Below are 23,371 nucleotides of genomic sequence, written 5' to 3'. Positions count from 1 at the left end.
TCCTCTCGATCGAGGGTCGGTCGGAGTCAGCCGGTGGGTGAGGCGCTGTACCTGGCCGGTTCAGTCGGAGCGGCCACGCCCGTAGCGGGCGGTGAGCTGGTCGCCGAGGATGCCCACGTTGACGATCAGGAGGGACAGGGCGATGCCCGGCAGGGTGGAGATCCACCATTGCGTTTCGAGGTACTCCTTGCCGTTCGCGATGGTCTGCCCCCAGGACACGGTCGACGGGGGCAGCCCGATACCGAGGAAGCTGAGCCCCGCCTCCGCCAGTACCACCAGCGCGAATTCGAGCGTGGCGAGGGCGACGACCGGGCCCGCCGTGAAGGGGAGCACGTGCCGGGCCAGGATGGTCCGGCCGGGCACTCCCAGCACCCGGGCGGCGTCCACCCAGGGCCGTTCCCTGACGGAGAGCGCGATGCCGCGGGTGACGCGGGCGAAGGTGATCCAGCCGGTCGCCGAGAGCGCGACGACCACCAGCAGGACACTGCGCTCGAAGGCGCCCGCGATCACGATGGCCAGCAGGATCGCGGGAAACGCCAGCAGGACGTCGAAGATCCGGGCGAGCACGGCGTCGGCGGCACCCCGGAAGTAACCGGCGACAGCGCCGAGAAGGACCCCGACGAGGCAGGACAGCCCGACTGTGGACACGCCGATCAGCACCGCCGTGCGGGCCCCGTAGACGATCTGGGCGAGCAGGTCGCGGCCGAGTCCGTCCGTGCCGAGCCAGGCCGTGCCGCCGCCGGACACCTTGGAGCCGGGTGCGAGCAGCCGGTCCTCCAGGGAGGTGTGCACCGGGTCGTAGCGGATCACGATGGGTCCGACGACGGCCGCCAGCAGATAGCAGCCCACGACCAAGGCGGGGACCCGGGAGAGGAGCGGGCGCCGCGCCCGCCGCGGAGTCGTCGCCGGCTTCTCGACGGCCACGGTGATGCCGGCCATCAGACGGCTCCCGTCCGGATCCGCGGATCCAGCTGGGCGATGAGCAGATCGGCCATCAGGTTGAGTACGACGACGACGCCGGCGATCAGCAGGGTGGCGCCCTGCACGACCGTGTAGTCACGGTTGGCCACCGCCTCCACCACGAGCGATCCGAGGCCGGGCCAGGCGAACACGTTCTCGACGATCACGGCGCCGCCGACCAGGGCCCCGACCTGGACGCCGACCACGGTCACCACCGGGATCAGCGAGTTGCGCAGGGCGTGGCCGAACAGCACCTGCCGTTCGGTCAGTCCCTTGGAGCGGGCGGTCTGGATGTAGCTCTCGCGCATCGTCTCCGCCAGGCTGGTCCGGGTCAGCCGGGCGATGATCGCGACGAACGGGAACGCGAGGGTGACGGCCGGCAGCACCAGGTGCTGGGGCGAGCCGACCCCGGAACTGGGCAGTACGCGCAGGCTGAGGGCGAAGACCAGCACCAGCATGATGCCGATCCAGAACGTGGGGAACGACTGGAGGGCGATCGTGCAGGCCGAGACCACCCGGTCCAGCAGCCCGCCCGGCCGCGCGCCCGCCAGCATGCCGAGCGTCAGCCCCACGATCACCGCGATGACCGTGGCCGTCGCGGTGAGGTCGACGGTGGCGGGCAGCCGGTCGAGGACCGCGCCCATGGCGGGCCTGCCGAGCCAGTGCGACTCGCCGAAGTCGAGCCGGCAGACGTCGCCGAGGTAGCTGAGGTACTGCGCGCCGAGCGGCCGGTCGAGGCCGAGCGAGGCGCGCAGCTGGTCGAGCTGGCTCCGGGTGGCGTCCGGGCCGAGCAGTACCGTCGCGGGGTCGCCGGGCGCGGCCCGGACGATGACGAAGATCAGCGAGGCGGCGCCCCACATCACGAAGACCCCGATGAGCAGCCGGTGCACGATCATCCGGATCATGCCCTCGGCCTCCCGCCGCCGGTGGGGACCGGGCCGACCGAGTCGCCCGGTACGAAGGCGCAGGGCACCGTCAGCCGGCGCGCCGCGGGGGCCTCCTCGTCGAGCAGTTCGATCAGCACCCGTACGGCCTCCACGGCCATCTGGGCGCGGGGCAGCGAGAACCGGGTCCAGTTCCGGGACTCCGGTGTCCAGGACGGCGGATCGCCCAGCAGGGCCAGCGAGCAGTCCTGCGGGAACCGGACCCGTTCCGTGCCGGCCATCGTCGCGAGCGCCCCGGTGAGCCGGTCGTCCTCGGTCGGCTCGACCAGCAGCGCGGTGATCCCGAGTCCGTCGATCCACCCCTCCAGCCGCTCGACCGTCAGGCCGGCCGGATCGGCCAGGCTCCGGATCAGCGCCTCGTCCTGGCCGAGGCCGGCCTCGGCCAGCCCGCGCCGGTATCCCTCCTCGCGGTCCCTGGTGGGCTCGCTGTCCTCCGGGGCCCGCAGGTACAGGATCCGCCGGTGGCCGAGTCGCGCCAGCTCCGCGACGAGGTGCGCGGTCGCCGAGACGTAGTCGGCGGCCACGTAGGAGAGTTCACCGTCGTCCACCTCACGGCGTCCGACGAACACGAACGGGAAGTCCTCACGGACCAGCGCCGACAGCTCCTCGCGGCGGACGTTCCTGCCGAGCAGCACGCAACCGTCCGCGATCTTCAGCCGGTTGGTGCCGCCGGCGTAGATGGACCGCCCGGCCCCCGCCGTGCCGGACACTCTGCCGTCGGAGCAGAACAGCAGCAGGTCGTAGCCCTGCCGTGCCGTCTCCTCCTCCACGCCGAGCAGGAACGGGTAGTAGAAGTCCCGCTGGTCGGTCGGGAACACCGACTCGAAGGTGTAGAGCCCGAGCAGCCGGTTCCGGCCGCCTTTCAGACTGCGTGCGGCGACATTGGCGGCGTACCCCAGTTCCTCGGCCGCCGCCAGCACGGCCTGCCGGGTCGGTTCCGCGATCTGCGCACTCGCCGCGCCTCCGCTGATCACCAGCGACACCGTCGCCTGGGAGACGCCGGCGCGCCGGGCGATGTCCCGTTGGGTGGAGCGTCTACGTCGTTCGGGAGGGGCCATGAGCACTCCCAGCTAATACGTATTAGCAAGTGCCGAACGACGCTACCCGGATGCGGCGAAAAGCGTCAAGAGACGTGAACAACCCTTGTCCGCCTTGTTTCTGACACATGATCTGATCTTGCGGAGTGACCGGATTCGCCATCCCGGTGCACCGGCCGGCCATGGCACGGGGACACGATGTCCAGGACCATCGGGAGCACGACCGCATTCCGGTGTTCCGGCATCCCGGCGCGAAGGGGAACCCGATGACCGACCCCACCGACGACCTCGCGACCCGCTTCCGCCGGGACGGGTACGCCGTGCTGCCGGACGCCCTGACGCCGGCCGAGGTGGCGGAGTTACGTGCGGAGACCGTGCGGATCTGCCGCGGTGAACGGGGTGCCGTCGAGGGGGCTCCGCCACCGGTCGCGGACGAGAGCGACGACGACACGGTGCGGCGGTTCCTGTGCGTGCACTATCCGCACAAGCTGTCGGCGCTCATGCTCGGCACCATGCGCCATCCCGCCGTCGTCGGCCCGCTGACCGAGGTGATCGGTCCCGACCTCAAGGCGATGCAGTCGATGCTGTTCGTCAAGTCCGCGGGAAGGCCGGGCCAGGCGTGGCACCAGGACGAGATGTTCATCCCCACCCGGGACCGTTCGCTGACCGCCGCCTGGCTCGCCCTCGACGACGCCACCGTCGACAACGGCTGCCTGTGGGTCCTGCCGGGCTCGCACCGCCCCGGCGTCATCTACCCCAACCGGCAACACGACGACGCCCGTTACGACTGCACGGTCGAGTCCTACGACTTCCCGTACGACGAGGCGGACGCCGTTCCGGTCGAGATCGCCGCCGGATCAGTACTGCTCTTCAACGGCTACCTGCTGCACAGGTCGCTGCCCAACACCGGCCGTCAGGGCTTCCGTCGGGCCCTGGTCAACCACTACATGAGCGCCTCGTCCCTCCTCCCCTGGGCGCCTCCCGACGCCGAAGTGCCCATGGCTCAGGCCGACTTCCGGGACATCGTGCTGGTCGCGGGCCGGGACCCGTACGCCTACAAGGGCACCGCCGACATCCGCAGGCCCCGGGTGCGGCGCGACCGGTCCGGGGGCTGCGACAGGTGAGGCCGTGACGGGACGCCGCCCGCCTCTGGCGCCCACGCTCCTGACCCCCACGCTCCTCGCCCGGCTCGGTCCCGCTGTCGCCGACTACCCGCCCGGGTCGGTCTTCGGCCCCAGGGACGCCGGGTCGTACGAGTTCGTCTGGCTGCTGCACGGCAGTGCCGGCTGGGTCTGCGGCGACCTGACCGTGCCCCTGACGCCCGGCGCGCTGCTGCTCGTACGCCCGGGTATGCGGGACACCTTCCACTGGAACACCCGCGGGCCCACCCGGCACGCCTACGCGCACTTCCGGCTGCCCGCCGCACCGCGGGGCGCGGCCCCCCTCGACGACACCGGCTGGCCGGTCGTCAGGGACCTGGCGGGGCGCGGCGACCCGATGGCCGCGCTGTGCCAGTACCTCCTGGCGCTCGGCGCGACCCGCCCGCCGGGCTGGGAACGGCACGCCGAGGAGACCCTGCGGCTGCTGCTCTTCACCTTCGTGCACGGCACCGGCACGACGACCGGCACGGTGTCGCTCCCGGAACCGCTGGTCGCCATGGCGGCAGCGGTCCGCTCCCACTGGTCGGACGGCATCGCCCGGCCGCTCCCTCTCAAGCGGTTGGCGCGCGCGGCCGGGGTGTCGGAGAGCACGCTGTCCCGGATCTGCCGGCGGCACCTCGGTGTCAGCCCGGTCGCGGGGCTCGAACGGCTGCGCCTGGCGAGGGCCGAGCCGCTGCTGTGGCTGAGCAACCTCTCGCTGCGCGCCATAGCGGTGCGGTGCGGCTTCCCCGACGCCTACCACTTCTCGCGCCGGTTCCGTGCCGTCTACGGGATGTCCCCGAGCGCCTTCCGCAGGGTGCCGCCCGAGTCGGCACCACCGTCCCCGGTCGGCGACGGCGCGCTGTCCGCGCTCCTGACCCTGGTGCCGCCCTCGCCGCCGCGGTCCGCGGACGGTCGCCGCCGCTGAGCGGGCCCTGCGGTGAACGGGGCACGGCTGCCTCAGACGGCCCTCGTCAGCGCCGCGAACTCCTCGCCGGAAAGGCGTACCGACGCCGCCTCGACGTTCTCGTCGAGGTGGGCCACCGACGACGTTCCCGGAATGGGCAGGATCACCGGGGAGCGGCGCAGCAGCCAGGCGAGTGCGAGCTGGGACGGCGTCGCACCGTGGTTCTTGCTGATCCTCGCCAGCGGACCGTTCGATTCCGCGAGCGTGCCGGTCGCGATGGGGAACCAGGGTATGAACGCGAGGTGCTCGGCCTCGCAGTAGTCGAGGACGTCTTCGGAGGTGCGGTCGGCAAGGTTGTAGAGGTTCTGGACCGACACGATCTCCGCGACCGCACGGGCCTCCTCCAGCTGGGCCACCGAGACCTGGGACAGGCCGATGTGGCGGATCTTCCCCTCCTCCTGGAGCCGGGTCAGTTCGCCGAGGGACTCCTCCACCGGCACCGCCGGGTCGATGCGGTGCAGCTGGTACAGGTCGATGCGCTCGACGCCGAGGTTGCGCAGGCTCAGCTCGGCCTGCTGCCTGAGGTACTCGGGCCGGCCGTTCGGCAGCCACACACCCGGGCCGGGCCGGGTGAAGCCGCCCTTCGTGGCGATGACCAGACCGGCGGGATACGGGTGCAGCGCCTGTCTGATCAACCGCTCGCTGACGGACGGCCCGTAGGAGTCCGCCGTGTCGATGAACGTCACCCCGAGCTCGGTCAGCCGGCGCAGCACCCTCACCGCCTCCCCCGGATCTCGTGGGTCGCCCCAGACACCGGGTCCGGTGATGCGCATCGCACCGAATCCGAGGCGATGTACCGGCAGATCACCACCGAGCAGGAACGTGCCGGAAGCCGCTGCGGGGGCGGGAGTGGTGGTCATCGCGATTCCTGCTTTCCACGGGCGAGGGGATCCGGGATCAACGGCGGCGTGAGCCGAGCCGACGGCGTGGGCCAGCCTCCCACCTCCCGCGCGTACGGCACCCTCACCTATTCAAGCGAGGGACGGGCGGACGCCCCCGGCGGAGGATGGATCACCCCCAAGGACCCTTGCCCACCAGCGAGAGAAGGCACCACATGGACCACGTTGACCGAGGCGAGCCATGGGTACGGGCCCCGGCGGCACCGCTCTCCGGCGACCAGCTCAAGAAACTGGCGGCGCTCGGATCGGAGTTTCCGGCGAACTCCGGCGAGGTCCTCTTCACGGCAGGCGCCGAGTCCTACGACTTCTTCGTCGTCCTTGAGGGATCCGCTGACGTCGTCGACCGGATCGGGGAGCCGAGCGAACGGCTGGTCGCGTCGTACGGGCCCGCGGAGTTCCTGGGCGAGATCGGCATGCTGACGGGCGAGCGCGCCCGCTTCGCGGGTGTCATGAGAACCCCGGGCCGGCTGCTGCGGGTTCCGGTGCGGCGGATTCTGACGCTCGTCGCCCAGGACGCCGGCCTCAGCGAGTACATCCTGCGGACGTTCCTGGAGCGCCGGGCGAACCTGGTGCGAAGAGGCGCGGGACTCACGCTCATCGGTTCCCGGTACGACGAACGGAGCCGGACGCTTCTCCAGTCGTTCTCGCTCGGCCGGACAGCCGTGCGCTGGATGGATCTCGAGGAGCAGCCGGAGGCCGAGGCGCTGCTGCGTGAACTCCGGATCCCGGTGACCGACCTTCCCATCGTCCTCGTCCCCGGCCGGCCTCTGCTGCGCAACCCGCAGCCGGCCGACATCGCCGCGGAGTTCGGAGAGCCGGCCGGCGCGGTGGCCGACGACGGCCTCGATGTCGGTGACCTGCTCGTCGTCGGCGGCGGCCCCGGCGGTCTCGCGGCGGCGATGTACGGCGCCTCGGAAGGGCTTGGGACCACTCTCATCGATGCGGCGGCCTTCGGCGGCCAGGCCGGTACCTCCTCCAGGATCGAGAACTACCTCGGATTTCCGGCCGGACTCTCGGGCGCCGAGCTGGCCGCGCGGGGGACGATCCAGGCGGCGAAGTTCGGGGTCCGGCTGCACCGCAACGTCCGCGCGGCGGCCTTCGCCAGCAAGGCCGGCGTACACACCGTCACCTGCGACGACGGACGGACGTTCAGCGCGCGCGACGTCGTCATCGCCACCGGAGCGGACTATCGGCGCCTGGCCGTCTCCGGGATCGACGACTGGGAGGGCAACGGCGTCCACTACTCCGCGACGGTCGCCGAAGCGGGAAACGTGCTCGGACGGCCGGTGGCCGTGATCGGCGGCGCGAACTCGGCAGGCCAGGCCGCCATGTTCCTGGCCCGCACCTCCGATCCGGTGTACCTCCTGGTACGGGGACCCGACCTCGACCACTCGATGTCCCGCTACCTGATCGACGCGGTCACCTGCCGTCCGAGGATCCGGGTACGCGTCCGGACGGAAGCGGTCGGCGTCACGGCGGATTCCTCGGTCACCGGGCTCGATGTGGTGGACCGGACCACCGGGCAGCGCTCCGCCCTGGAGGTCGCCGCGGTCTTCGTGTTCATCGGCGCCACGCCGTGCACCGGTTGGCTCGGCAACCAGCTGGCGACGGACTCCGGGGGCTTCCTGCTCACGGGACACGACCTCGACGCTCGCGCGGCCGGTCATCGAGCGCCGTTCCCGTTCGAAACGAGTGTCCCCGGCGTGTTCTGCATCGGCGACGTGCGTAGCGGGAGTGTCAAACGCGTCGCCACCGCGGTCGGTGAGGGTTCCGCAGCGGTACGGCTCGTCTTCGAGCGGCGCCGGGCCGACGGGGAGGGCGTGTTGTGACCTCCGGCCCAGGATCCGGCGCGGTCACCGCGTCTCACCTGTCTGGGTGATGTGCGGCGCACCGACCGTCGGAAACGATGCCCGCACCGGCGGCTTCGCGCCGGATCGACCGTCCACACCTGGAGGGCACATGCCTGTCTCGAAAGCACATGCGGCCTGGAACGGCGACATCCCCAGCGGGTCCGGGACCTTCACCGCCGGCGACAGCATCACCGGGGGCGTGACGTACAAGTCCCGCTTCGAAGGCGGCCCCGGATCCAACCCGGAGCAGCTCATCGGTGCGGCTCACGCCACCTGCTTCTCCATGGCGCTCGCCAGCACCCTGGCGAACGCCGGCTTCCCCGCCGAGTCCATCGAGACGGATGCCTCGGTGACCCTGCGGCCGGTCGACGGCACTCCCACGATCACCAGGATCGAGCTCGTGACGAGGGGCCGGGTCCCGGGGGTCGGGGAGGCCGAGTTCCGGGAGTTCGCCGCATCGGCAAAGGCGAACTGCCCGGTCAGCCGGGCACTGGCAGGCGTCCCCGAGGTCACCCTGCAAGCGACTCTCGCCGACGGGTGAGCCGGATGGCTCAGCCGAGCGCGTCCAGCAGGGCGGTGACGTAGGCGTCCAGCCGTTTCTCCACGGCCCAATGTTCTCGGCGTGCTCGACGAAGACCGGGTCGACGAAGGTCCGCAGCACCAGGTCGCGGGTGCCTCCGTGCGGCGTGCCGATGGTCAGCCGCCGCATCTCGGCGGTGATGCCACCGTGCAACGCCTCGGTTCTGACGATCCGCTCGCCGTCCTTCAGATGCCGGCCCACCCAGGCCAGGGTCAGCGGCCGGACGGCCCCCGCCTCGTCGTGGTCGATCACCGTGCCACCCCATCATCCGGACGGCGCACCGCGCAAAGGGCTTTCGCCACAGGCGTCGGCAACGCTGTTCCGCGCGGCCCGGACTCGTCAGTCGTTGCCGTTGCCGTTGCCGTTGCCGTTGCCGTTGAGCCTGTGGGTGGCTGCCACGCGAAGGGCGTCGCGGCAGGCCAGGATGGCCGGGTGCTGACTGCGGCCGGAGCGTACGGCCGTGAAGACGCGCCGTGTGCGTCGGCCGCGCGGGAGTTGCCGCAGAGCGACGCTCGGGTGCCGTCCGGTCCAGAGGAGGCCGGGCAGGAAAGCGGCGGCATGCCGCTGCTCGACGAGGCGGAGGTGGAGCAGGATGTCGGTGGTCTCGAACCGTACGTCGGGTTCGAAGCCGGCGTTGCGGCACAGGGCCGTGGCCCAGCGCCGGGCGGTCGTGCCCTCCGGTTCCATGGCCCAGGGGTGGTCCGCGAGTGACCGCAGCGCCGTCATCGGGCTCTCGGTACAACCGTCGTCCGGCGGCTTCGGCAGCGCGAGGTGGAGCGGGTCGTCGAGCACGTCCTCCTCCTCGACCGCGGCGGGCCGCGGGCTCGGGTTGCCGGGGTACTCCTCGGCGAGGACCAGGTCGAAGCCGCGGGCGTGCAGGGCCGGCAGGGCCTGTTCCGGCTCCGCCTGCGTCAAGTGGACCCTCAGGTGCGGGTGCCGCTCGCGCAGGACGTCGAGCGCGACGGGGACCAGGGCCAGGGCGGCCGTCTGGAACGAGGCGATGCGCAGGGTCCCGGTCAGGTCCGCCAAGGAGGTGGCGATGTCCGCTTCCGCGCGCTCCAGGCGTTCGAGAACCGCTTCGGTGTGTGCCACCAGGATCTCGGCCTGTTCGGTCAGCCGCACCCGTCGTCCGACCGGCTCCAACAGCGTGACGCCCACTTCGGCTTCCAGTTGCGAGAGTTGCTGGGAGACGGAGGACGGCGCGTACGACAGGGCGGCGGCGACAGCCGCGAGCGTGCCCCGGTGCTTGAGTTCGCGGAGCAGGCGCAGTCGGTGCAGGTCGAACATCGGCAGCCCGCTCTCCTCGCCGACACGGAGCGAATGGAATGATTTGCTTTTCCGACGACTATAGGTCGAATACATTCGCTGGACCGAGCATGAGCGGGCACCGCACCCTTTTCGTGTGACCGAGAACGCCTCATCCCTCCGCCCCCTGCCGTGGTCCGTGCGGCCCGGCGCCCGCACGTGGCGGTGTGCGCCCGCGCCCACCGAGGTGCGCGCCTTCCATGCCGCGCTACCCGGCTACTCCCCCACTCCGCTGACCGAACTCCCCACCCTGGCAGCCGAGTTCGGGGTCGGCCGGGTGTTCGCCAAGGACGAGTCGTGTCGTCTGGGCCTGCCCGCGTTCAAGGTGCTGGGTGCGTCCTGGGCAGTCCAACGCACCCTGGCCGAGCGCGCCGGCAGGGGTACGGAACCGGGTCCGGTCACCCTGGTGACCGCCACCGACGGCAATCACGGCCGGGCGGTGGCACGAACGGCGCGCTTCCTCGGGCAGTATGCCCACGTCTTCGTCCCGCGGGGCGTGCATCCACAGGCCGTGGCGGCCATCGCCGCCGAGCAGGCGAAGGTCACCGAGGTCACGGGGTCGTACGACGAGGCCGTTCGACTGGCCGAACGGGCGGGCGCCGCGCCCGACGCGGTCCTGGTCCAGGACACCGCCTGGCCCGGCTACGAGCGGATACCGGGATGGATCGTCGAGGGCTATTCCACCCTCACCGCCGAGATCGACGAGCAGCTGACGGCCGAGGGGATCACCACCGGGCCCGACCTGGTCTGTGTCCCGGTGGGTGTGGGGTCACTGGCCCAGTCCGTGATCACCCACTACCGGAGCCGCCCGACCGGAGCGGCTCCGGCGCTGCTGTCGGTGGAACCCGACACCGCGGCCTGTGTCCTGGCAAGCCTCGCCGCGGGCGAGCCCGTCGGCGTCACCACCGGCCACACCATCATGGCCGGGCTGAACTGCGGAACCCCGTCGAGCATCGCCTGGCCCTACCTGCACGGAGGGCTGGACGCCGCCGTGGCCGTCTCCGACGCCGACAGCACCCGTGCCGCCGCCGCCCTCGCCGCCCTCGGTGTTCCGTCGGGGCCGTGCGGAGCCGCCACGCTCGCCGGCCTCCGCGCGGCGCTGACCGGCACCGGTGCCGAGGAACGCCGTACGGCGCTGGGCATCGGCACGACCTCGGTGATCGTGCTGCTGAGCACCGAGGGCCCGGCGGCCAACCCGCACTCCACCGCCGACCACTGAACTCGATGAGGACCTTCGCCACCGCGAGGTCGGTGCCACCGGTCGCCCCGGACCGCCAGGATCGACGAACGGCCGGAACCAGCCCTAAACAGGCCTGAAGGTGTTTGGTCAGGGCTGGATCCTGGGGCTGCGACGGGCGAGGGGCGGATCCGCCTGGGGAAATGAGCGGCAGGGTCCCCCTGGTACGCGGTACGGTGCGCCGATGCCGGCGATCAAGAAGTTCCAAGTCACCTTTGACTGCGCAGAACCTGAGCGCCTCGCTCGCTTCTGGTGTGAAGTGCTGGGGTACGTCGTACCGCCGCCACCGGAGGGGTTCACCACCTGGGACGATTTCGACCGCACCCTGCCTGCTGAGAAGCAGGGATCGTGGTTCGCCTGCAGTGATCCCTCAGGCGTGGGCCCGCGCCTGTACTTCCAGCGCGTCCCCGAAGGCAAGATCGTCAAGAATCGGGTGCATCTCGACGTCCGGGTCGGCACCGGGCTCGTGGGGGACGAGCGCCTCGCCACGCTCGAAGCCGAGTGCGCCCGACTGGTCGCGCTCGGTGCAACCCACGTGCAAACGCTGTACGCCGATGAGGAAAACGAGTCGTGCATCCCGATGCTGGACATCGAGGGCAACGAGTTCTGTATCGACTGAACATTCTCCGAGGAGAGTTCTCACGCCTTGCAATCGTCGCCGTCGCCAACGTCAAGCCGCGGCCCGCAGCAACCACGACAGCCACGGCAGCCACGGCAACCGCTGCAGAGACCGCCGAGCCCGAGCCGGCGCCAACCATCACCGTGACAGCAGCAGGGCCGCCTCGACGGGGGATGCGAGACGGCCCTGCTGCCAGTGTGGCATGGGATGGGGGCTACCGCCGATGCCCTCGCTCGTAGCCCTGTGGTCCACCAGCCAATTGTTGGCAGCACCATCCCCGTATCGGCGTATGGACCGGCGTCGCCGGAGGCGGCGGCATCCTGGGCACGGCATCCCCCCAGAACGCCGCGGACACGGCGGACACCGCGGACACCGACTCGCCGGAATCCATCTCCCCCGGGGTAGCCGTGACCGACGAGGTGGTTCTGTCGCCTGTTGACTGCCGAGCGCGGTTCAGGCCGTCATGGCCTGGTACACGAGGTTCCGCAACTGGCGCCGCAGCGGCGGCCGGTGCTTGCCCCAGGTGGCGACCTGGGTGCAGAACACGGCGGTGACGCCGTCGACCGGGTCCACGAAGAAGTGGGTGTTCGCCGCGCCGGACCAGCCGAACTCGCCCTTGTTGCCGAACGAACCCGCGGCCACGGGATCCGTGACGACGTAGAACCCAAGCCCGAAGCCACAGCCGCGGTGCTCGTCGTCGGGGTACATGGCGAAGGAGTTCAGATCGGCGCCGCCGGGCAGGTGGTTGGTCGCCATGAACGCGAGGGAGCGGGGGCCGAGGAGCCGCTCGCCGTCCAGTTCGCCGCCGCGCACGAGCATGGCCGCGAACCGGTGGTAGTCCTCCAGGGTCGACACCAGTCCGGGAACACCGCTGCCGGACGGGAACTCCGCCGGCTGACGGAACGTGCGCCGCAGTTCCTCGTTCACGACGAGCCGGCCCGATTCGGGGTCCGGGCTGTAGATCTCCGCCAGGTCCGTCACCCGCTCGGGCAGGAGCGAGAACGTCGTGTCGGTCATCCTGAGCGGGCCGAGCAGGTGCGTCCCGATGAACCTGTCGAGGGTCTCGCCGCTGCAGATCTCGATGATCCGGCCCAGTATGTCGACACCGAGGGAGTAGTTCCAGGCGGTGCCCGGTTCGAACAGCAGCGGCAGCCCGCCCACGTCGGCACACATCTGCGGCAGTGTGGAGCCTGGCAGCGGGAGTACGTCCTGGCCCGCCTCGCGGTACAGCGCGTCCACCGGGTTCATGTGGGACAGCCCGAGGGTCAGTCCGGCGGTGTGCGTGAGCAGGTGGCCCACGGTCACCGGGCGGGCCGCCGGGCGGACCCGTAGGCCCGCCGGCGAACCTCCGTCGTACACCGTCATGTCCGCGAACTCGGGAACGTACGCGCTGACCGGGTCGTCGAGTCCGAGCAGACCCCGCTCCACGAGCATCATCGCGGCGACGGACGTCACCGGTTTCGTCATGGAGTACAGCCGCCACAGTGTGCCGGGCTCGACCGGGAGTCCGAGTTCGAGGTCCCGGAGTCCGCCGCCCGCCGCGTACACGGGCTCTCCGTGCCGGGCCACGAGCGCCGACCAGCCCGGGATGACCCCGAGTTCCGTCTGCCGGTCGAAGAACTCGGTGATCCGCCGCAGCCGTTCAGTGCTGAAACCGGACTGCTCCGGGGGCTTGGTCACGCCGAAACGGTCGGTGAACTGCTGCATGTATACCTCCGGATGCCGAAGTCGGGGGGCTGCCTGGGTCAGCGGGCGGAAGGGGCCGGGGCCCCTTCGATCCCGGCCGCCGCCAACAGCCGTCGGGTGTAGGGATGTTGTGCGTCGGCGTAGACGTCGTCGGTCGTGCCCTTCTCCACGACGTCACCGCGGTACAGGACGGCGATCCGCTGGGCGAGATGCCGGACCACGGCGAGATCGTGGGAGATGAACAGGTAGCTGACACCCGTCTGCTGCTGGAGAGAGGTGAAGAGGTTCAGGACCTGTGCCTGGACCGACAGGTCGAGTGCGCTGACCGGCTCGTCGCAGACGATGAGCTTCGGCTTCATCACCAGGGCCCGGGCGATCGCGATGCGCTGCCGCTGGCCTCCGGAGAACTGGCGCGGATAGCGGTCGGCCGCTTCGGTCGGCAGTCCCACCAGCGCCAGCACCTCCCGTACCCGCTCCAGGACCACGGACCGCTGTTCGCGCGAGTGCACCAGGAGCGGTTCGGCCAGGGTCTGGCCCACGGTCAGCGCCGGGTTGAGGGAACCGTTGGGGTCCTGGAAGACGGCCTGGATGGTCTTGCTCAGCTCCCGGCGCCGGGCACCGCCGGCGTGGGTGATGTCCTGGCCGTCGAACAGGATCGTGCCCTGCGTGGCGGCCGTCAGCCCGAGCACGGCACGGCCCAGGGTGGACTTGCCGGAACCGGACTCCCCGACCAGGGCGAGGGTCTCGCCCGGCCGGATGTCCAGGGACACGTCCCGGATGGCCGGAGTGCCCTTGCCACGGCGGTGGTACGACACTGACAGGCCGCGGATGTCGAGCAGCGGCGGTTCGCTCATGCTCACGCGGACACCTCCAGCTCTTCGCCGGCCCGTACACAGCGGGCGAGGCCTTGGTCGGCCGGCTGAATCAGGGCGATCGGCCCCTCTGTGCACCGGGAGACCCGGTCGGGACACCTGTCGGCGAAGTGACAGCCGACGGGCCACTGCCCCGGGGGCGGCACGGTGCCGGGGATGGTGGGGATGGGCTCGCCCACCGTCGCCAGCCGCGGGTTCGCGGCGAGCAGCTTACGGGTGTAGGGATGGACCGGCGCGGTCATGACCCGCTCCGTCGGACCGGCCTCCACCACCTGGCCCGCGTACATGACCAGGGCGGTGTCGCAGGCCTCCGCGATGACGTCCCAGTCGTGGCTGATCATCAGCAGGGCCATGCCGGTGTCCCGCTGGATCGTGCGCAGCAGCTGGACGATCTCGCGCTGGACGGTGACGTCGAGCGCGGTGGTCGGTTCGTCGGCGACGAGGATGCGCGGACGTCCTGCCAGCGCGACGGCGATGCAGACGCGCTGCGCCATGCCGCCGGAGATCTGCGACGGGCGCAGCTTCAGGACCCGGTCCGGATCGGGGATCTGGACCTGGACGAGCAGCTCCCGGGCCCGGAGCGCGGCCTCCTTGCGGGAGACCTTCTCGTGGGTGCGCACCGCCTCGCGCAGCAGGTGGCCGATGGTGAACAGGGGGTCGAGGCCGACCATGGGCTCCTGCGAGATGAAGGCGATGGTGCCGCCGCGCAGGGCCCGCCACTGGGCCGCGCCGAACGAGCCGACGTCGGTACCGTCGATCTCGACCATGCCCGAGGAGACGTGGGCACCGCTCGGCAGCAGGCCGAGCAACGCCAGCCCGGTCATCGACTTGCCACAGCCGGATTCGCCGACCAGTCCCACCGTGCGGCCCTGCCCCACAGTCAGGCTCACATCGCGGATCAGATCGACCACACCGGCCCCGGTGTCCGCGGCGACGGTCACCCTGGTGAGCCGCACGACCGGATCCGGATCCGCCGGCAGCCAGGCGTCGCCGGACTCCGGGCCCGCCGCGGCGGCGACCGCCGCGGGTTCGGGCGCCTTGCGGCGCCGGGCCGGCGCCCCGGCCGAGACACCGGACCAGCGCTCGGCGAGCATGTCGCGCAGGCCGTCGCCGAGGACGATCAGCGACGCGGCCGTGACGGCGATCAGCCCGCCGGTCGGTATGGCCAGCCAGAGGCTCTCGTTCAACGTCTGCGAGGCGTCGGCCATCATGCCGCCCCAGGACGGAGCGGGCGGCTTCACGCCGAGACCGATGGCGTTGATGCCGGCTGCGATGAGCAGGGCGGCCACGCACGCCAGCGCCGCGTTCACCAGGATCAGGCCGGTGATCCGCGGCAGCACGTGCCTGCGGGCCACGCGCCAGGTGCCGAGTCCGGACACCCGCGCGGCGGCGACATAGGTCTCCCGGCCGACCGTCAGCGACGCCGACCGGACGACGCGCATCAGGCCGGGCACCGACAGCAGGCCGATCACGACCATGGCCGCGGTCATGCTCTGCGAGAAGAGGGCCAGCGCGATCAGCAGCAGGATGATGCCGGGGATCGACATCACCACGTCCGCCATCCGCATCAGCACCGCGTCGAGGCGGCCCCGGCGCAGGCCGATGACCAGGCCGAGGGGAACCGCGATCACCAGGGTGATCCCCACGGCGATCCCGATCTCCCGGAACGTGTCCGCGCCGCCGTACATCAGACGCGACAGCACGTCGCGGCCGAGCCGGTCGGTGCCGAGCAGGTGCTTCGCGCTCGGCCCGGTCAGCGCCGCGGCGAAGTCCGCCTGCTGCGCCGGATACGGCGCGAGCCACCGGGCACCGAACGCCCCGACCAGCTCCAGGACCAGGATCACGGCCGGAATCGCGATGCGCGGCCGACGCAGGACCCGGAGCAGGACCGACACGTGCGGCGCCCGCCCCACGGCGGCCGAAGGGGCCTCCGCCTCCGCCGTGTGCGGCGTGGGCTCGGGTTTCGTCATGGATGTCTCCTGTGCGCTCATGCGGCGACCGCCTGGGGGTTGAGCCAGCCGACGGCAAGGTCGACCAGGAGGTTCAGTGCGACCACGATGAGGGTGAAGTACACCGCCACCCCCTGGATGACCGGGATGTCACCGCTCGACGCGGCGGTGACCGCCGCGCTGCCCAGACCGGGCAGACCGAAGAGCTCCTCCACCACCACGGCCGCGCCGAGCAGTCCGATGAGGTTGTTTCCCGCCACGGTCAGGACCGTGACGGAGACGTGCCGCAGCGCGTGCTTGAACAGGATCGACCGCTCGCTGACGCCGTTGGCCCGCAGGTTCCGCACGAAGTCCCGGTTCAGGACGTCGGCGAACTGTTCGCGCGTCTGCTTGGCGATCACCGTGACCAGTGCGAAGGCCAGGGCGGTCACCGGCAGCACCAGCGAGCGCAGCCAGCCGCCGGCGGACGTCCCGAAGAACACGTATCCGTTCGCCGGCAGCAGGCCGAACTGGGTGTTGAAGACCCAGATACCCAGCAGACCGACCCAGAAGGCGGGGATGGTCATGCCCGCGATGGACGCGACGTCCGCGGTGACCCGCGTGATCCGCCCACCGCGAGCGCTGGCCATGCCCAGCACCACTCCGATGACGAGTGCCAGCAGGGTGGTCGCGATCACCAGGGAAAGCGTCACCCCCAGCCGGGTGTTGAGCGAGCCCGAGACCGATTCGTTGCTGCTGATCGACTGCCCGAGGTCGCCGTGCACCGCGTCCTTCAGCCACTCCCAGTAGCGCACCCAGACCGGCTGGTCGAGGTGGAGGCGGTGCCGCAGCGCGGCGACCGCCTCGGGCGAGGCGTTCAGACCGCCGATGGACCGCGCTGCGTCACCCGGAATGAACAACTGGAGGACGAAAGTGAGCGCCGATACGAAAAGCAACAAGGGCACGGCCTGCACGATCCGCATGCCGCTGGTTCGCCACATGACGTGGTGCCTTTCTCGGTGGGGTTACTTGGCGACGTAGAAGTTCGACAGGTCCGGCGTGAGGTTCGTCGACGAGAGGTCGACGCCCTTCAGACCGGGCCGCACGTAAGTGATCTTCTCCACGGCCGCCATGTAGACGTTCCAGGACAGGTCGGACAGGCGCTGCTCGAACTTCTGCCAGCCCTGCTCCTGGAGCTGGTCGGTCGTCGCCGAAGCCGCCTTGCTGTAGAGCGTGTCGAGCTGCTTGTCGTCGGCCTTGAACGGGTTGCCCCAGCTGTACAGCAGGTCGTTGCCCTGGGCGTACGGCGGGGCGAGTCCGACGCCGTAGTCGAACATCATCGCCGGGTACTTCGTGTACGTGGAGTAGAGCTCGTTGGTGTTGGCCGGGACGGTGATCTTGACGTTGATCCCGATGTTCGCCATCTCCGCGGCGAAGGCCTCCGCCGCCTGGGACTCCCCCGTACCCGTGAGGTTCACGATGATCGGCAGGGTAAAGCCGTTGGGGTAACCCGCCTCCGACAGGAGCTTCTTGGCCTTGGCGACGTTGTAGGCGTACTTCCCTTCGCTGCCCTCGCTGTAGCCGCTCTTGCCCGCGAGAACGGGATAGTCCCAGCTCTTGGCGTACGTCCCGTACAGCGCCTTGGCGACCGAGCCCCGGTTGATGGCGTACATCATGGCCTGCCGTACGCGCAGGTCACCCAGGGCCTTGACCATGGCACCCTTGCGGTCCATGATCATCAGCTGCATGACCGAGTAGGGGTTCGACAGCACCTGGAGCCCGGCGGACTTGGCGGCCTTGGCGGTGGTGGAGTCGCCGAGGGCGTAGTCGACCTCCCCGGAGCGGAAGGCGCTCAGCGTGGTGTTCTCGTCCTTGATGACCTTGATGACCACCTTCTTCCAGTGCACCCGCGACTTGTCGAAGTACGTGGGGTTGGGGACGTAGGTGTAGGTCTGCCCGGAGACGGTCTGCGACGCGTCGATCATGTACGGTCCGGCGCCGTGCGTCGTGGTCCCGAGCTCGTCCGTCTTGCCGAGGCCGATGGGGCTGATGATCTCTCCGGCCGTCGGCTGGGAGAGGTACAGCGGCATCAACGGATCGGACTTGGTGAGGTGGAGGCGCAGTTTGAGGGGGGATACGACGTCAATGGATCCCACGGGGGCCAGGTTGGCCGCCAGCGGCCCGCCCGCCTTGGCGTAGTACTGGAGCGACTTCTTCACACCCTCGGCGGTGAGAGCGGAGCCGTCGTTGAACTTCACACCGGACCGCAGGGTGATGTCGAAGGTCTTGCTGCCGGAGCCGACGTAGCCCCACTTGGTTGCGAGGGCAGGCGAGTACGTCCCGTTCACGTCCCGCCGGATCAGCGTGTCGTATGCCAGTTCGAAGAAATACTGCTGCGGGTCGGCGGAACCGCCCAGAGCCGGGTTGAGGCTGTTGGGTGCGATGGACGAGGCAACCGTCAGGACATTGGGGTCCTGGGCCTTTGCGGTGCCCGACGAAGCGCCGCTGCCGCCACCGCATGCGGTGGTCAGGAGCAGCAGCCCGGCGGCACCGGCCGCGACTGTGAGAGAAGGGCGCGATCGTGTCAACTGGATCTCCGGCGTCTGAGGAGCGATATGGGTACGCGGGGTGCACCGGGATCGGGAGGAGGCCCACCGTCATGACGGAAGCTCCGCGGTGCGAGTCCGCGCGATATGGGGAGCGGCAGGGTGGTCCCTGAGTGCGTGGGGTTCCTGAAGCCGCGGACATGTCCCGGCCTACGGCAGAGGTCCCGAGCCGTTCTTGTGGACTGCTGCCGTCGGCAGGTGGCATGGCGGCGGCACTTCGAGTGAGCGCCGGAGTGGGGCCGGTGTATGTGCTGATGCCCTCAGTGCTGCGAGTACACCGTTGAGCCGACTCTTGTGGAGGCCGGCCTGGGTAACGTGCGGGGCCCGACGGGTGCGGTCGTTGCTCCCGCGGCGGTATGACGCATAAGCCGCCTCCCAGCGGATCCCCTGGAACCGAGTGGACTTATTCTTCAGGCGCCCCGTCCGAATCGAGAAGGACAGGAGTCCGCTGAGCGGAACGCTCCTGGTGAGCGCCTGCCGGCCATGCCACGAGGACATCCGGCGCAGCCAGGGCCCGGCTACCAGGCCCGTCCACCACTTCCCTGGACGCAACCCGGTACACACCAGTGATCTTCCCGGAACGTGTATCGCGGACGTATCGAAAACCGCATACGCCACCGCAACAGTCTCCCGTCTTCAGTGGCGGCACGGACCACAGTGCGTCAACGGTCAGTCGGCGCATCGGGAGAGGACTGTGATCATGGGCTCGGATTCCGTACGCGGTGTCGACCGGAGGCAGCTGTTCGGGTGGGGCGGCTTGGCGACCGCCGGCGTGATGGCAGGCGCGTCACTGGTGGGCGCCCAGCCCGGCCACGCCGACCAGGCCCGAACCGACCCGATCCCGCCGGACACCCGGCCTGACGGAGCCTACGACCGGTATGTGGCGAAGTTGGCGGCCGAGGGCAGGTTCTCCGGCGTGGTGCTGTTGTCGCACCGCGGCCGGACGGTGCTGTCCCGCAGCTACGGCATGGCCGACAGGGAGAAGGGGATCGCCAACCACGAGGGCGTCGCGTTCAGCCTCAGTTCGGCGGGCAAGCCGTTGGGCGCGGTAGCCGTCCTGCAGTTGGCGCAGCAGGGCAAGGTGAAGCTGTCGGACACGGTGGGCACCCATCTGAAGGGCTTCGCCAAGGAGATCGCCGAGCAGGTGACCATCCACCACGTGTTGTCCGGCACCTCCGGGCTGGACAGCCCGGACGAGGACGTGCAACGCGTCTTCCGGAGCCGGGACGAGGTGCACGAGTACTACGAGCGGCGGGCCCGGCAGGCGAAACTCGTGGGCGTCCCGGGCGTTCCCGACACCGCCCACGAGGAGGCGGAGATCACCATTTCCGCGCTGATCGTGGAAGCCGTGACCGGCAGGACGTACTGGGACTACGTGCAGGAGAACATCTTCGGGCGCTGCGGCATGACCGGCTCGGCGTTCTGCACCAGGCCGCAGTGGCTCACCGACGAGCACATCGCGCACCCGTACATGGAGCTGGCCGACGGCAGCGTGGTGGACGCCGTCCGCAACCTGGACAAGAGCAGCCCGGACCCGAGCGTGCTCGGCAAGAATCCGGGCCGCGCCTTCATCGACGCCCCCGGGGACGGCGGTTTCGCCACCGCGCCGGATCTGGTCCGGTTCGCGCGCGCGTTGGACGACGGCACGGTACTGGACCGGCCCTGGGCCGACGTGCTCACTGCCGCCAAGATCCCCCATGGACCGGCGTCGTTCGGGGCGTACGGGATTCCGGTCTCCATCGTCCGCGGCCAGTGGATGTACCAGCGCGCCGGTGGCAACCCCGGTGTCGGCGCCAACTGGGACATCTACCCGTCCACCGGCTGGGTCGGTGTCATCCTCAGCAACCACGACGGCGTACCGCTGCAGGAGATGATCGGGCAGGAGATGCAGGCCATCACCGGGGCCCCGGTCGACGGGGGATCGGGGGGCTGACCTACCGGGGGATTCCGCGTATGCACGTGCCGTGTGCGGGGGCCCGGCCGGCGCCGAGGCCGTCCTCGAACTCCGCACCCGGCGCCGACGACGAGCCCGTCACCGACACCGAGCAGGAACTCGACAGCTCCTGTCACTACGGCGAAGAAGGCCCCCACGCCAACAGCCCACGCCCCCCACGCGAAATGACCTCCGCGACCGGGCTCCACACCTTCGACCACACCCCCGACCGCCGCCCGTCCGTATCCGACGGCGAGGGAAAGGGCGCCGCGGGCCGGACGGTCCTCGCATCGGAGTCCTGCGGTACGGCGCCGTCAGCGTGCGCGTCTCGGATGCGGCGCCGGACGGCCCGGCAGCAGTGCCGCCCAGTACAGGCAACGAGGAAGCAGCCTGAGCCTCTCAAGTGCGTTTCACGAGCCCGCCCAGGTGACCTTCGCGTGCGCAAGGTCGATACTGCGCTCAGGAGAACTTCGCCGCTCGCGGTCACGGCCCCCACCTACACCTGACGAACAGTCACCAAAGTCGGCATTCAGTCAGTATCAGCCTCGCTGCAACCCGCTCCGGACCGCCACGGGGCGCCAAGGTCAAGACCCGGCGAAACCTGCTCTGACCTGCAAAGGAGCAGGTCGGAGACTAGTCTGGTAGCGTTATTTGGAGGACCGCATGAAGATGCTGATCAACGTTCCGGAGACCGTGGTGGCGGACGCGCTGCGGGGTATGGCGGCGGCTCATCCCGATCTCACCGTGGACGTGGAGAACCGGGTGATCGTACGGCGGGACGCCCCCGTCCCCGGGCAGGTCGCGCTGATCTCGGGCGGCGGCTCCGGGCACGAGCCGCTGCACGGCGGGTTCGTGGGCCCCGGGATGCTGTCGGCCGCCTGTCCGGGCGAGGTGTTCACGTCCCCGGTGCCGGACCAGATGGCCCGGGCCGCCGCGGCCGTGGACAGCGGGGCCGGGGTGCTGTTCATCGTGAAGAACTACACCGGCGACGTGCTCAACTTCGACATGGCCGCCGAACTCGCCGAGGACGAGGGCATCCAGGTGGCGAAGGTGCTCGTCAACGACGACGTGGCCGTCACCGACAGCCTCTACACCGCGGGCCGGCGCGGTACCGGCGCCACCCTGTTCGTGGAGAAGATCGCCGGTGCGGCCGCCGCCGAGGGGCAGCCGCTGGAGCGGGTGGAGGCCGTCGGGCGCCAGGTGAACGAGAACTCCCGCAGCTTCGGTTTCGCGCTGAGCGCCGTCACCACCCCGGCGAAGGGCACCCCGACCTTCGATCTGCCGCCCGGCGAGCTGGAGTTGGGCATCGGCATCCACGGCGAGCCGGGCCGGGAGCGGCGGGCCATGATGACCTCCGGCGAGATCGCCGACTTCGCGGTCCACGCCGTCCTGGAGGACCTGCCCCCGCGCAACCCGGTCCTCGTCCTGGTCAACGGCATGGGCGCGACCCCGCTCCTCGAGCTGTACGGGTTCAACGCCGAGGTCCAGCGGGTGCTCGCCGAGCGCGGTGTCACCGTTGCCCGCACGCTGGTCGGCAACTACGTCACCTCCCTGGACATGGCCGGTGCCTCGGTCACGGTCTGCCAGGTCGACGAGGAGCTGCTGCGCCTGTGGGACGCGCCGGTGAGGACACCGGCCCTGCGCTGGGGGATGTGAGCGAGAGAGCCGGCACCGACCCGCGTCCGTATCGCAACGCAAGGAGATCCAGTGCTCGACGCCGAATTCTTCCGCCGCTGGATGGCGGCGACCGCCGCCTCCGTCGACCGCGAGGCGGAGCGGCTCACCGCCCTCGACTCACCCATCGGGGACGCCGACCACGGCAGCAACCTCCAGCGCGGGTTCAAGGCGGTGGTCGCCACGCTGGAGAAGGACGCGCCCGACACCCCGGGTGCCGTGCTGACGCTCGCCGGACGCCGGCTGATCTCCACGGTCGGCGGCGCGTCCGGGCCGCTGTACGGCACGCTGCTGCGCAGCACCGGCAAGGCGCTGGGCGACGCGGCCGAGGTCAGTGAGGCCCAGCTCGCCGAGGCACTGCGGGCCGGGGTGGACAAGGTCATGGCGCTCGGCGGGGCCGCGCCCGGGGACAAGACGATGATCGACGCCCTGGTGCCGGCGGTCGACGCGCTCGGCGACGGCTTCGGCGCGGCGCGGGCCGCCGCCGAGCAGGGCGCCGAGGCGACGATCCCGCTGCAGGCCCGCAAGGGCCGGGCGAGCTATCTCGGCGAGCGCAGCATCGGCCACCAGGATCCGGGTGCCACCTCGTCGGCGCTGCTGGTCGCGGGACTCGCGGAGGCGGCAGGTGAGTGACGACAAGCTGGTCGGGATCGTACTGGTGTCGCACAGCGCGGAGGTCGCGGCGTCCGTCGCGGAGCTGGCGAAGGGGCTGGCGGGCGGCGCCACGGCGGTGCCGGTCGCCCCGGCGGGCGGCACCGAGGGCGGCGGGCTGGGCACCAGCGCCGAGCTGATCGCCGCCGCTGCCGCGGCCGTGGACCGGGGTGCGGGGGTCGCTGTCCTCACCGACCTAGGCAGCGCGGTGCTCACCGTGAAGGCGCTGCTCGCCGAGGGCGACGAACTCCCGGAGGGCACCCGCCTGGTGGACGCCCCGTTCGTCGAGGGCGCGGTCGCCGCGGTCGTCACGGCGGCCACCGGGGCCGGCCTCGACGCGGTGGAGGCTGCCGCCGCCGAGGCGTACACCTACCGCAAGGTCTGAACACCCACCAGGACGGCCGCCCCCCACCACACACACGACAACACCCCCTAGAAGGCTCATGAAGATCTTGGTGAGGGGTTCTCCGGCAGTCAGGCCGGA

Annotated in this window: 20 protein-coding genes and 1 pseudogene; 10 read left to right on the top strand and 11 right to left on the bottom strand. The window is 70.6% G+C overall.

The features are described 5' to 3' along the window. Window positions 1-60 precede the first annotated feature (60 nt). Genes ACFWPS_RS40435 through ACFWPS_RS40425 form a run of 3 tightly spaced genes read right to left on the bottom strand, consistent with a single transcriptional unit; the run spans window position 61 to window position 2,962 of the window. Window positions 61-939 (bottom strand): ABC transporter permease, encoded by an 879-nt coding sequence (locus ACFWPS_RS40435; protein WP_383715259.1) that lies wholly within the window; start codon window positions 937-939, stop codon window positions 61-63. Continuing rightward, entirely contained in the window at window positions 939-1,865 is a 927-nt protein-coding gene (locus tag ACFWPS_RS40430; protein WP_383715256.1) for an ABC transporter permease, read from the bottom strand. Before ACFWPS_RS40430 ends, ACFWPS_RS40435 begins: the two co-directional genes overlap by 1 nt. Then, window positions 1,862-2,962 carry a LacI family DNA-binding transcriptional regulator gene (locus ACFWPS_RS40425; protein WP_383715254.1) on the bottom strand — a complete coding sequence of 367 codons (1,101 nt, stop codon included), beginning with the start codon at window positions 2,960-2,962 and terminating at the stop codon, window positions 1,862-1,864. Before ACFWPS_RS40425 ends, ACFWPS_RS40430 begins: the two co-directional genes overlap by 4 nt. Before the next feature lie 245 nt (window positions 2,963-3,207). Between ACFWPS_RS40425 and ACFWPS_RS40420 the strand changes: the two genes are divergently transcribed. Both ACFWPS_RS40420 and ACFWPS_RS40415 read left to right on the top strand, forming a co-directional pair. Continuing rightward, on the top strand, window positions 3,208-4,065 hold the full coding sequence (locus ACFWPS_RS40420) for a phytanoyl-CoA dioxygenase family protein (protein WP_383715251.1): 858 nt from the start codon (window positions 3,208-3,210) through the stop codon (window positions 4,063-4,065). 4 nt (window positions 4,066-4,069) lie between these two features. Continuing rightward, window positions 4,070-5,008: a helix-turn-helix transcriptional regulator gene (locus ACFWPS_RS40415; RefSeq protein WP_383715248.1), complete on the top strand. Its 939-nt coding sequence runs from the start codon at window positions 4,070-4,072 to the stop codon at window positions 5,006-5,008. Window positions 5,009-5,040: 32 nt separating this feature from the next. Here the strand turns inward: ACFWPS_RS40415 and ACFWPS_RS40410 are convergent, their stop codons facing one another. Then, window positions 5,041-5,907 carry an aldo/keto reductase gene (locus tag ACFWPS_RS40410; RefSeq protein WP_383715244.1) on the bottom strand — a complete coding sequence of 289 codons (867 nt, stop codon included), beginning with the start codon at window positions 5,905-5,907 and terminating at the stop codon, window positions 5,041-5,043. A gap of 194 nt (window positions 5,908-6,101) precedes the next feature. Here ACFWPS_RS40410 and ACFWPS_RS40405 point away from each other — a divergent pair, with 194 nt between their 5' ends. Then, a complete protein-coding gene (locus ACFWPS_RS40405) occupies window positions 6,102-7,775 on the top strand; it encodes an FAD-dependent oxidoreductase (RefSeq protein WP_383715241.1) in 1,674 nt (557 codons plus the stop codon). Between the two features lie 130 nt (window positions 7,776-7,905). Then, entirely contained in the window at window positions 7,906-8,337 is a 432-nt protein-coding gene (locus ACFWPS_RS40400) for an OsmC family peroxiredoxin (RefSeq protein ID WP_383715238.1), read from the top strand. A gap of 72 nt (window positions 8,338-8,409) precedes the next feature. Here ACFWPS_RS40400 and ACFWPS_RS40395 read toward each other — a convergent pair. Beyond that, window positions 8,410-8,628 (bottom strand): annotated as a pseudogene (locus tag ACFWPS_RS40395) (aminoglycoside phosphotransferase family protein); the annotation flags it as partial. A gap of 87 nt (window positions 8,629-8,715) precedes the next feature. Further along, window positions 8,716-9,663 (bottom strand): LysR substrate-binding domain-containing protein, encoded by a 948-nt coding sequence (locus ACFWPS_RS40390; RefSeq protein ID WP_383715235.1) that lies wholly within the window; start codon window positions 9,661-9,663, stop codon window positions 8,716-8,718. Window positions 9,664-9,778: 115 nt separating this feature from the next. Between ACFWPS_RS40390 and ACFWPS_RS40385 the strand changes: the two genes are divergently transcribed. Further along, a complete protein-coding gene (locus ACFWPS_RS40385; RefSeq protein ID WP_383715232.1) occupies window positions 9,779-10,900 on the top strand; it encodes a diaminopropionate ammonia-lyase in 1,122 nt (373 codons plus the stop codon). A gap of 202 nt (window positions 10,901-11,102) precedes the next feature. After that, window positions 11,103-11,537: a VOC family protein gene (locus tag ACFWPS_RS40380; RefSeq protein WP_383715230.1), complete on the top strand. Its 435-nt coding sequence runs from the start codon at window positions 11,103-11,105 to the stop codon at window positions 11,535-11,537. Window positions 11,538-11,990: 453 nt separating this feature from the next. On the opposite strand, the gene ACFWPS_RS40375 is transcribed toward ACFWPS_RS40380, so the two are convergent. From ACFWPS_RS40375 to ACFWPS_RS40355, 5 genes are read right to left on the bottom strand one after another with little or no spacing between them, the layout of a single operon-like run. Then, window positions 11,991-13,244, bottom strand: a complete 1,254-nt coding sequence (locus ACFWPS_RS40375; RefSeq protein ID WP_383715227.1) for a serine hydrolase domain-containing protein — start codon at window positions 13,242-13,244, stop codon at window positions 11,991-11,993. A gap of 38 nt (window positions 13,245-13,282) precedes the next feature. Further along, window positions 13,283-14,077, bottom strand: a complete 795-nt coding sequence (locus ACFWPS_RS40370) for an ATP-binding cassette domain-containing protein (protein ID WP_383715226.1) — start codon at window positions 14,075-14,077, stop codon at window positions 13,283-13,285. Between the two features lie 2 nt (window positions 14,078-14,079). Next, window positions 14,080-16,065, bottom strand: coding sequence for a dipeptide/oligopeptide/nickel ABC transporter permease/ATP-binding protein (locus ACFWPS_RS40365; RefSeq protein ID WP_383715223.1), 1,986 nt, complete (start codon window positions 16,063-16,065; stop codon window positions 14,080-14,082). A 17-nt stretch (window positions 16,066-16,082) separates the two neighbouring features. After that, the gene (locus ACFWPS_RS40360) at window positions 16,083-17,024 is read right to left on the bottom strand and encodes an ABC transporter permease (protein ID WP_383715220.1); all 942 of its coding nucleotides are present in this window, start codon (window positions 17,022-17,024) and stop codon (window positions 16,083-16,085) included. 24 nt (window positions 17,025-17,048) lie between these two features. Continuing rightward, window positions 17,049-18,611 carry an ABC transporter substrate-binding protein gene (locus tag ACFWPS_RS40355; RefSeq protein WP_383715217.1) on the bottom strand — a complete coding sequence of 521 codons (1,563 nt, stop codon included), beginning with the start codon at window positions 18,609-18,611 and terminating at the stop codon, window positions 17,049-17,051. 718 nt (window positions 18,612-19,329) lie between these two features. Between ACFWPS_RS40355 and ACFWPS_RS40350 the strand changes: the two genes are divergently transcribed. From ACFWPS_RS40350 to ACFWPS_RS40335, 4 genes are all read left to right on the top strand, one after another. Then, complete coding sequence (locus ACFWPS_RS40350; protein WP_383715215.1) at window positions 19,330-20,562, top strand: serine hydrolase domain-containing protein; 1,233 nt, start codon at window positions 19,330-19,332, stop codon at window positions 20,560-20,562. A gap of 663 nt (window positions 20,563-21,225) precedes the next feature. After that, entirely contained in the window at window positions 21,226-22,218 is a 993-nt protein-coding gene (dhaK, locus tag ACFWPS_RS40345; RefSeq protein ID WP_383715213.1) for a dihydroxyacetone kinase subunit DhaK, read from the top strand. A 51-nt stretch (window positions 22,219-22,269) separates the two neighbouring features. Next, the gene (gene dhaL / locus ACFWPS_RS40340) at window positions 22,270-22,869 is read left to right on the top strand and encodes a dihydroxyacetone kinase subunit DhaL (RefSeq protein WP_383715210.1); all 600 of its coding nucleotides are present in this window, start codon (window positions 22,270-22,272) and stop codon (window positions 22,867-22,869) included. Beyond that, the gene (locus ACFWPS_RS40335; protein ID WP_383715207.1) at window positions 22,862-23,272 is read left to right on the top strand and encodes a PTS-dependent dihydroxyacetone kinase phosphotransferase subunit DhaM; all 411 of its coding nucleotides are present in this window, start codon (window positions 22,862-22,864) and stop codon (window positions 23,270-23,272) included. The genes dhaL and ACFWPS_RS40335 overlap by 8 nt, the downstream gene beginning before the upstream one ends. Window positions 23,273-23,371: the final 99 nt, after the last annotated feature.

The sequence above is a fragment of the Streptomyces sp. NPDC058457 genome, from assembly GCF_042720695.1.
GTDB lineage: Bacteria > Actinomycetota > Actinomycetes > Streptomycetales > Streptomycetaceae > Streptomyces.
The sequence above is the reverse complement of the archived record's forward strand: the minus strand, read 5'-3'. Positions and strand labels throughout refer to the sequence as shown.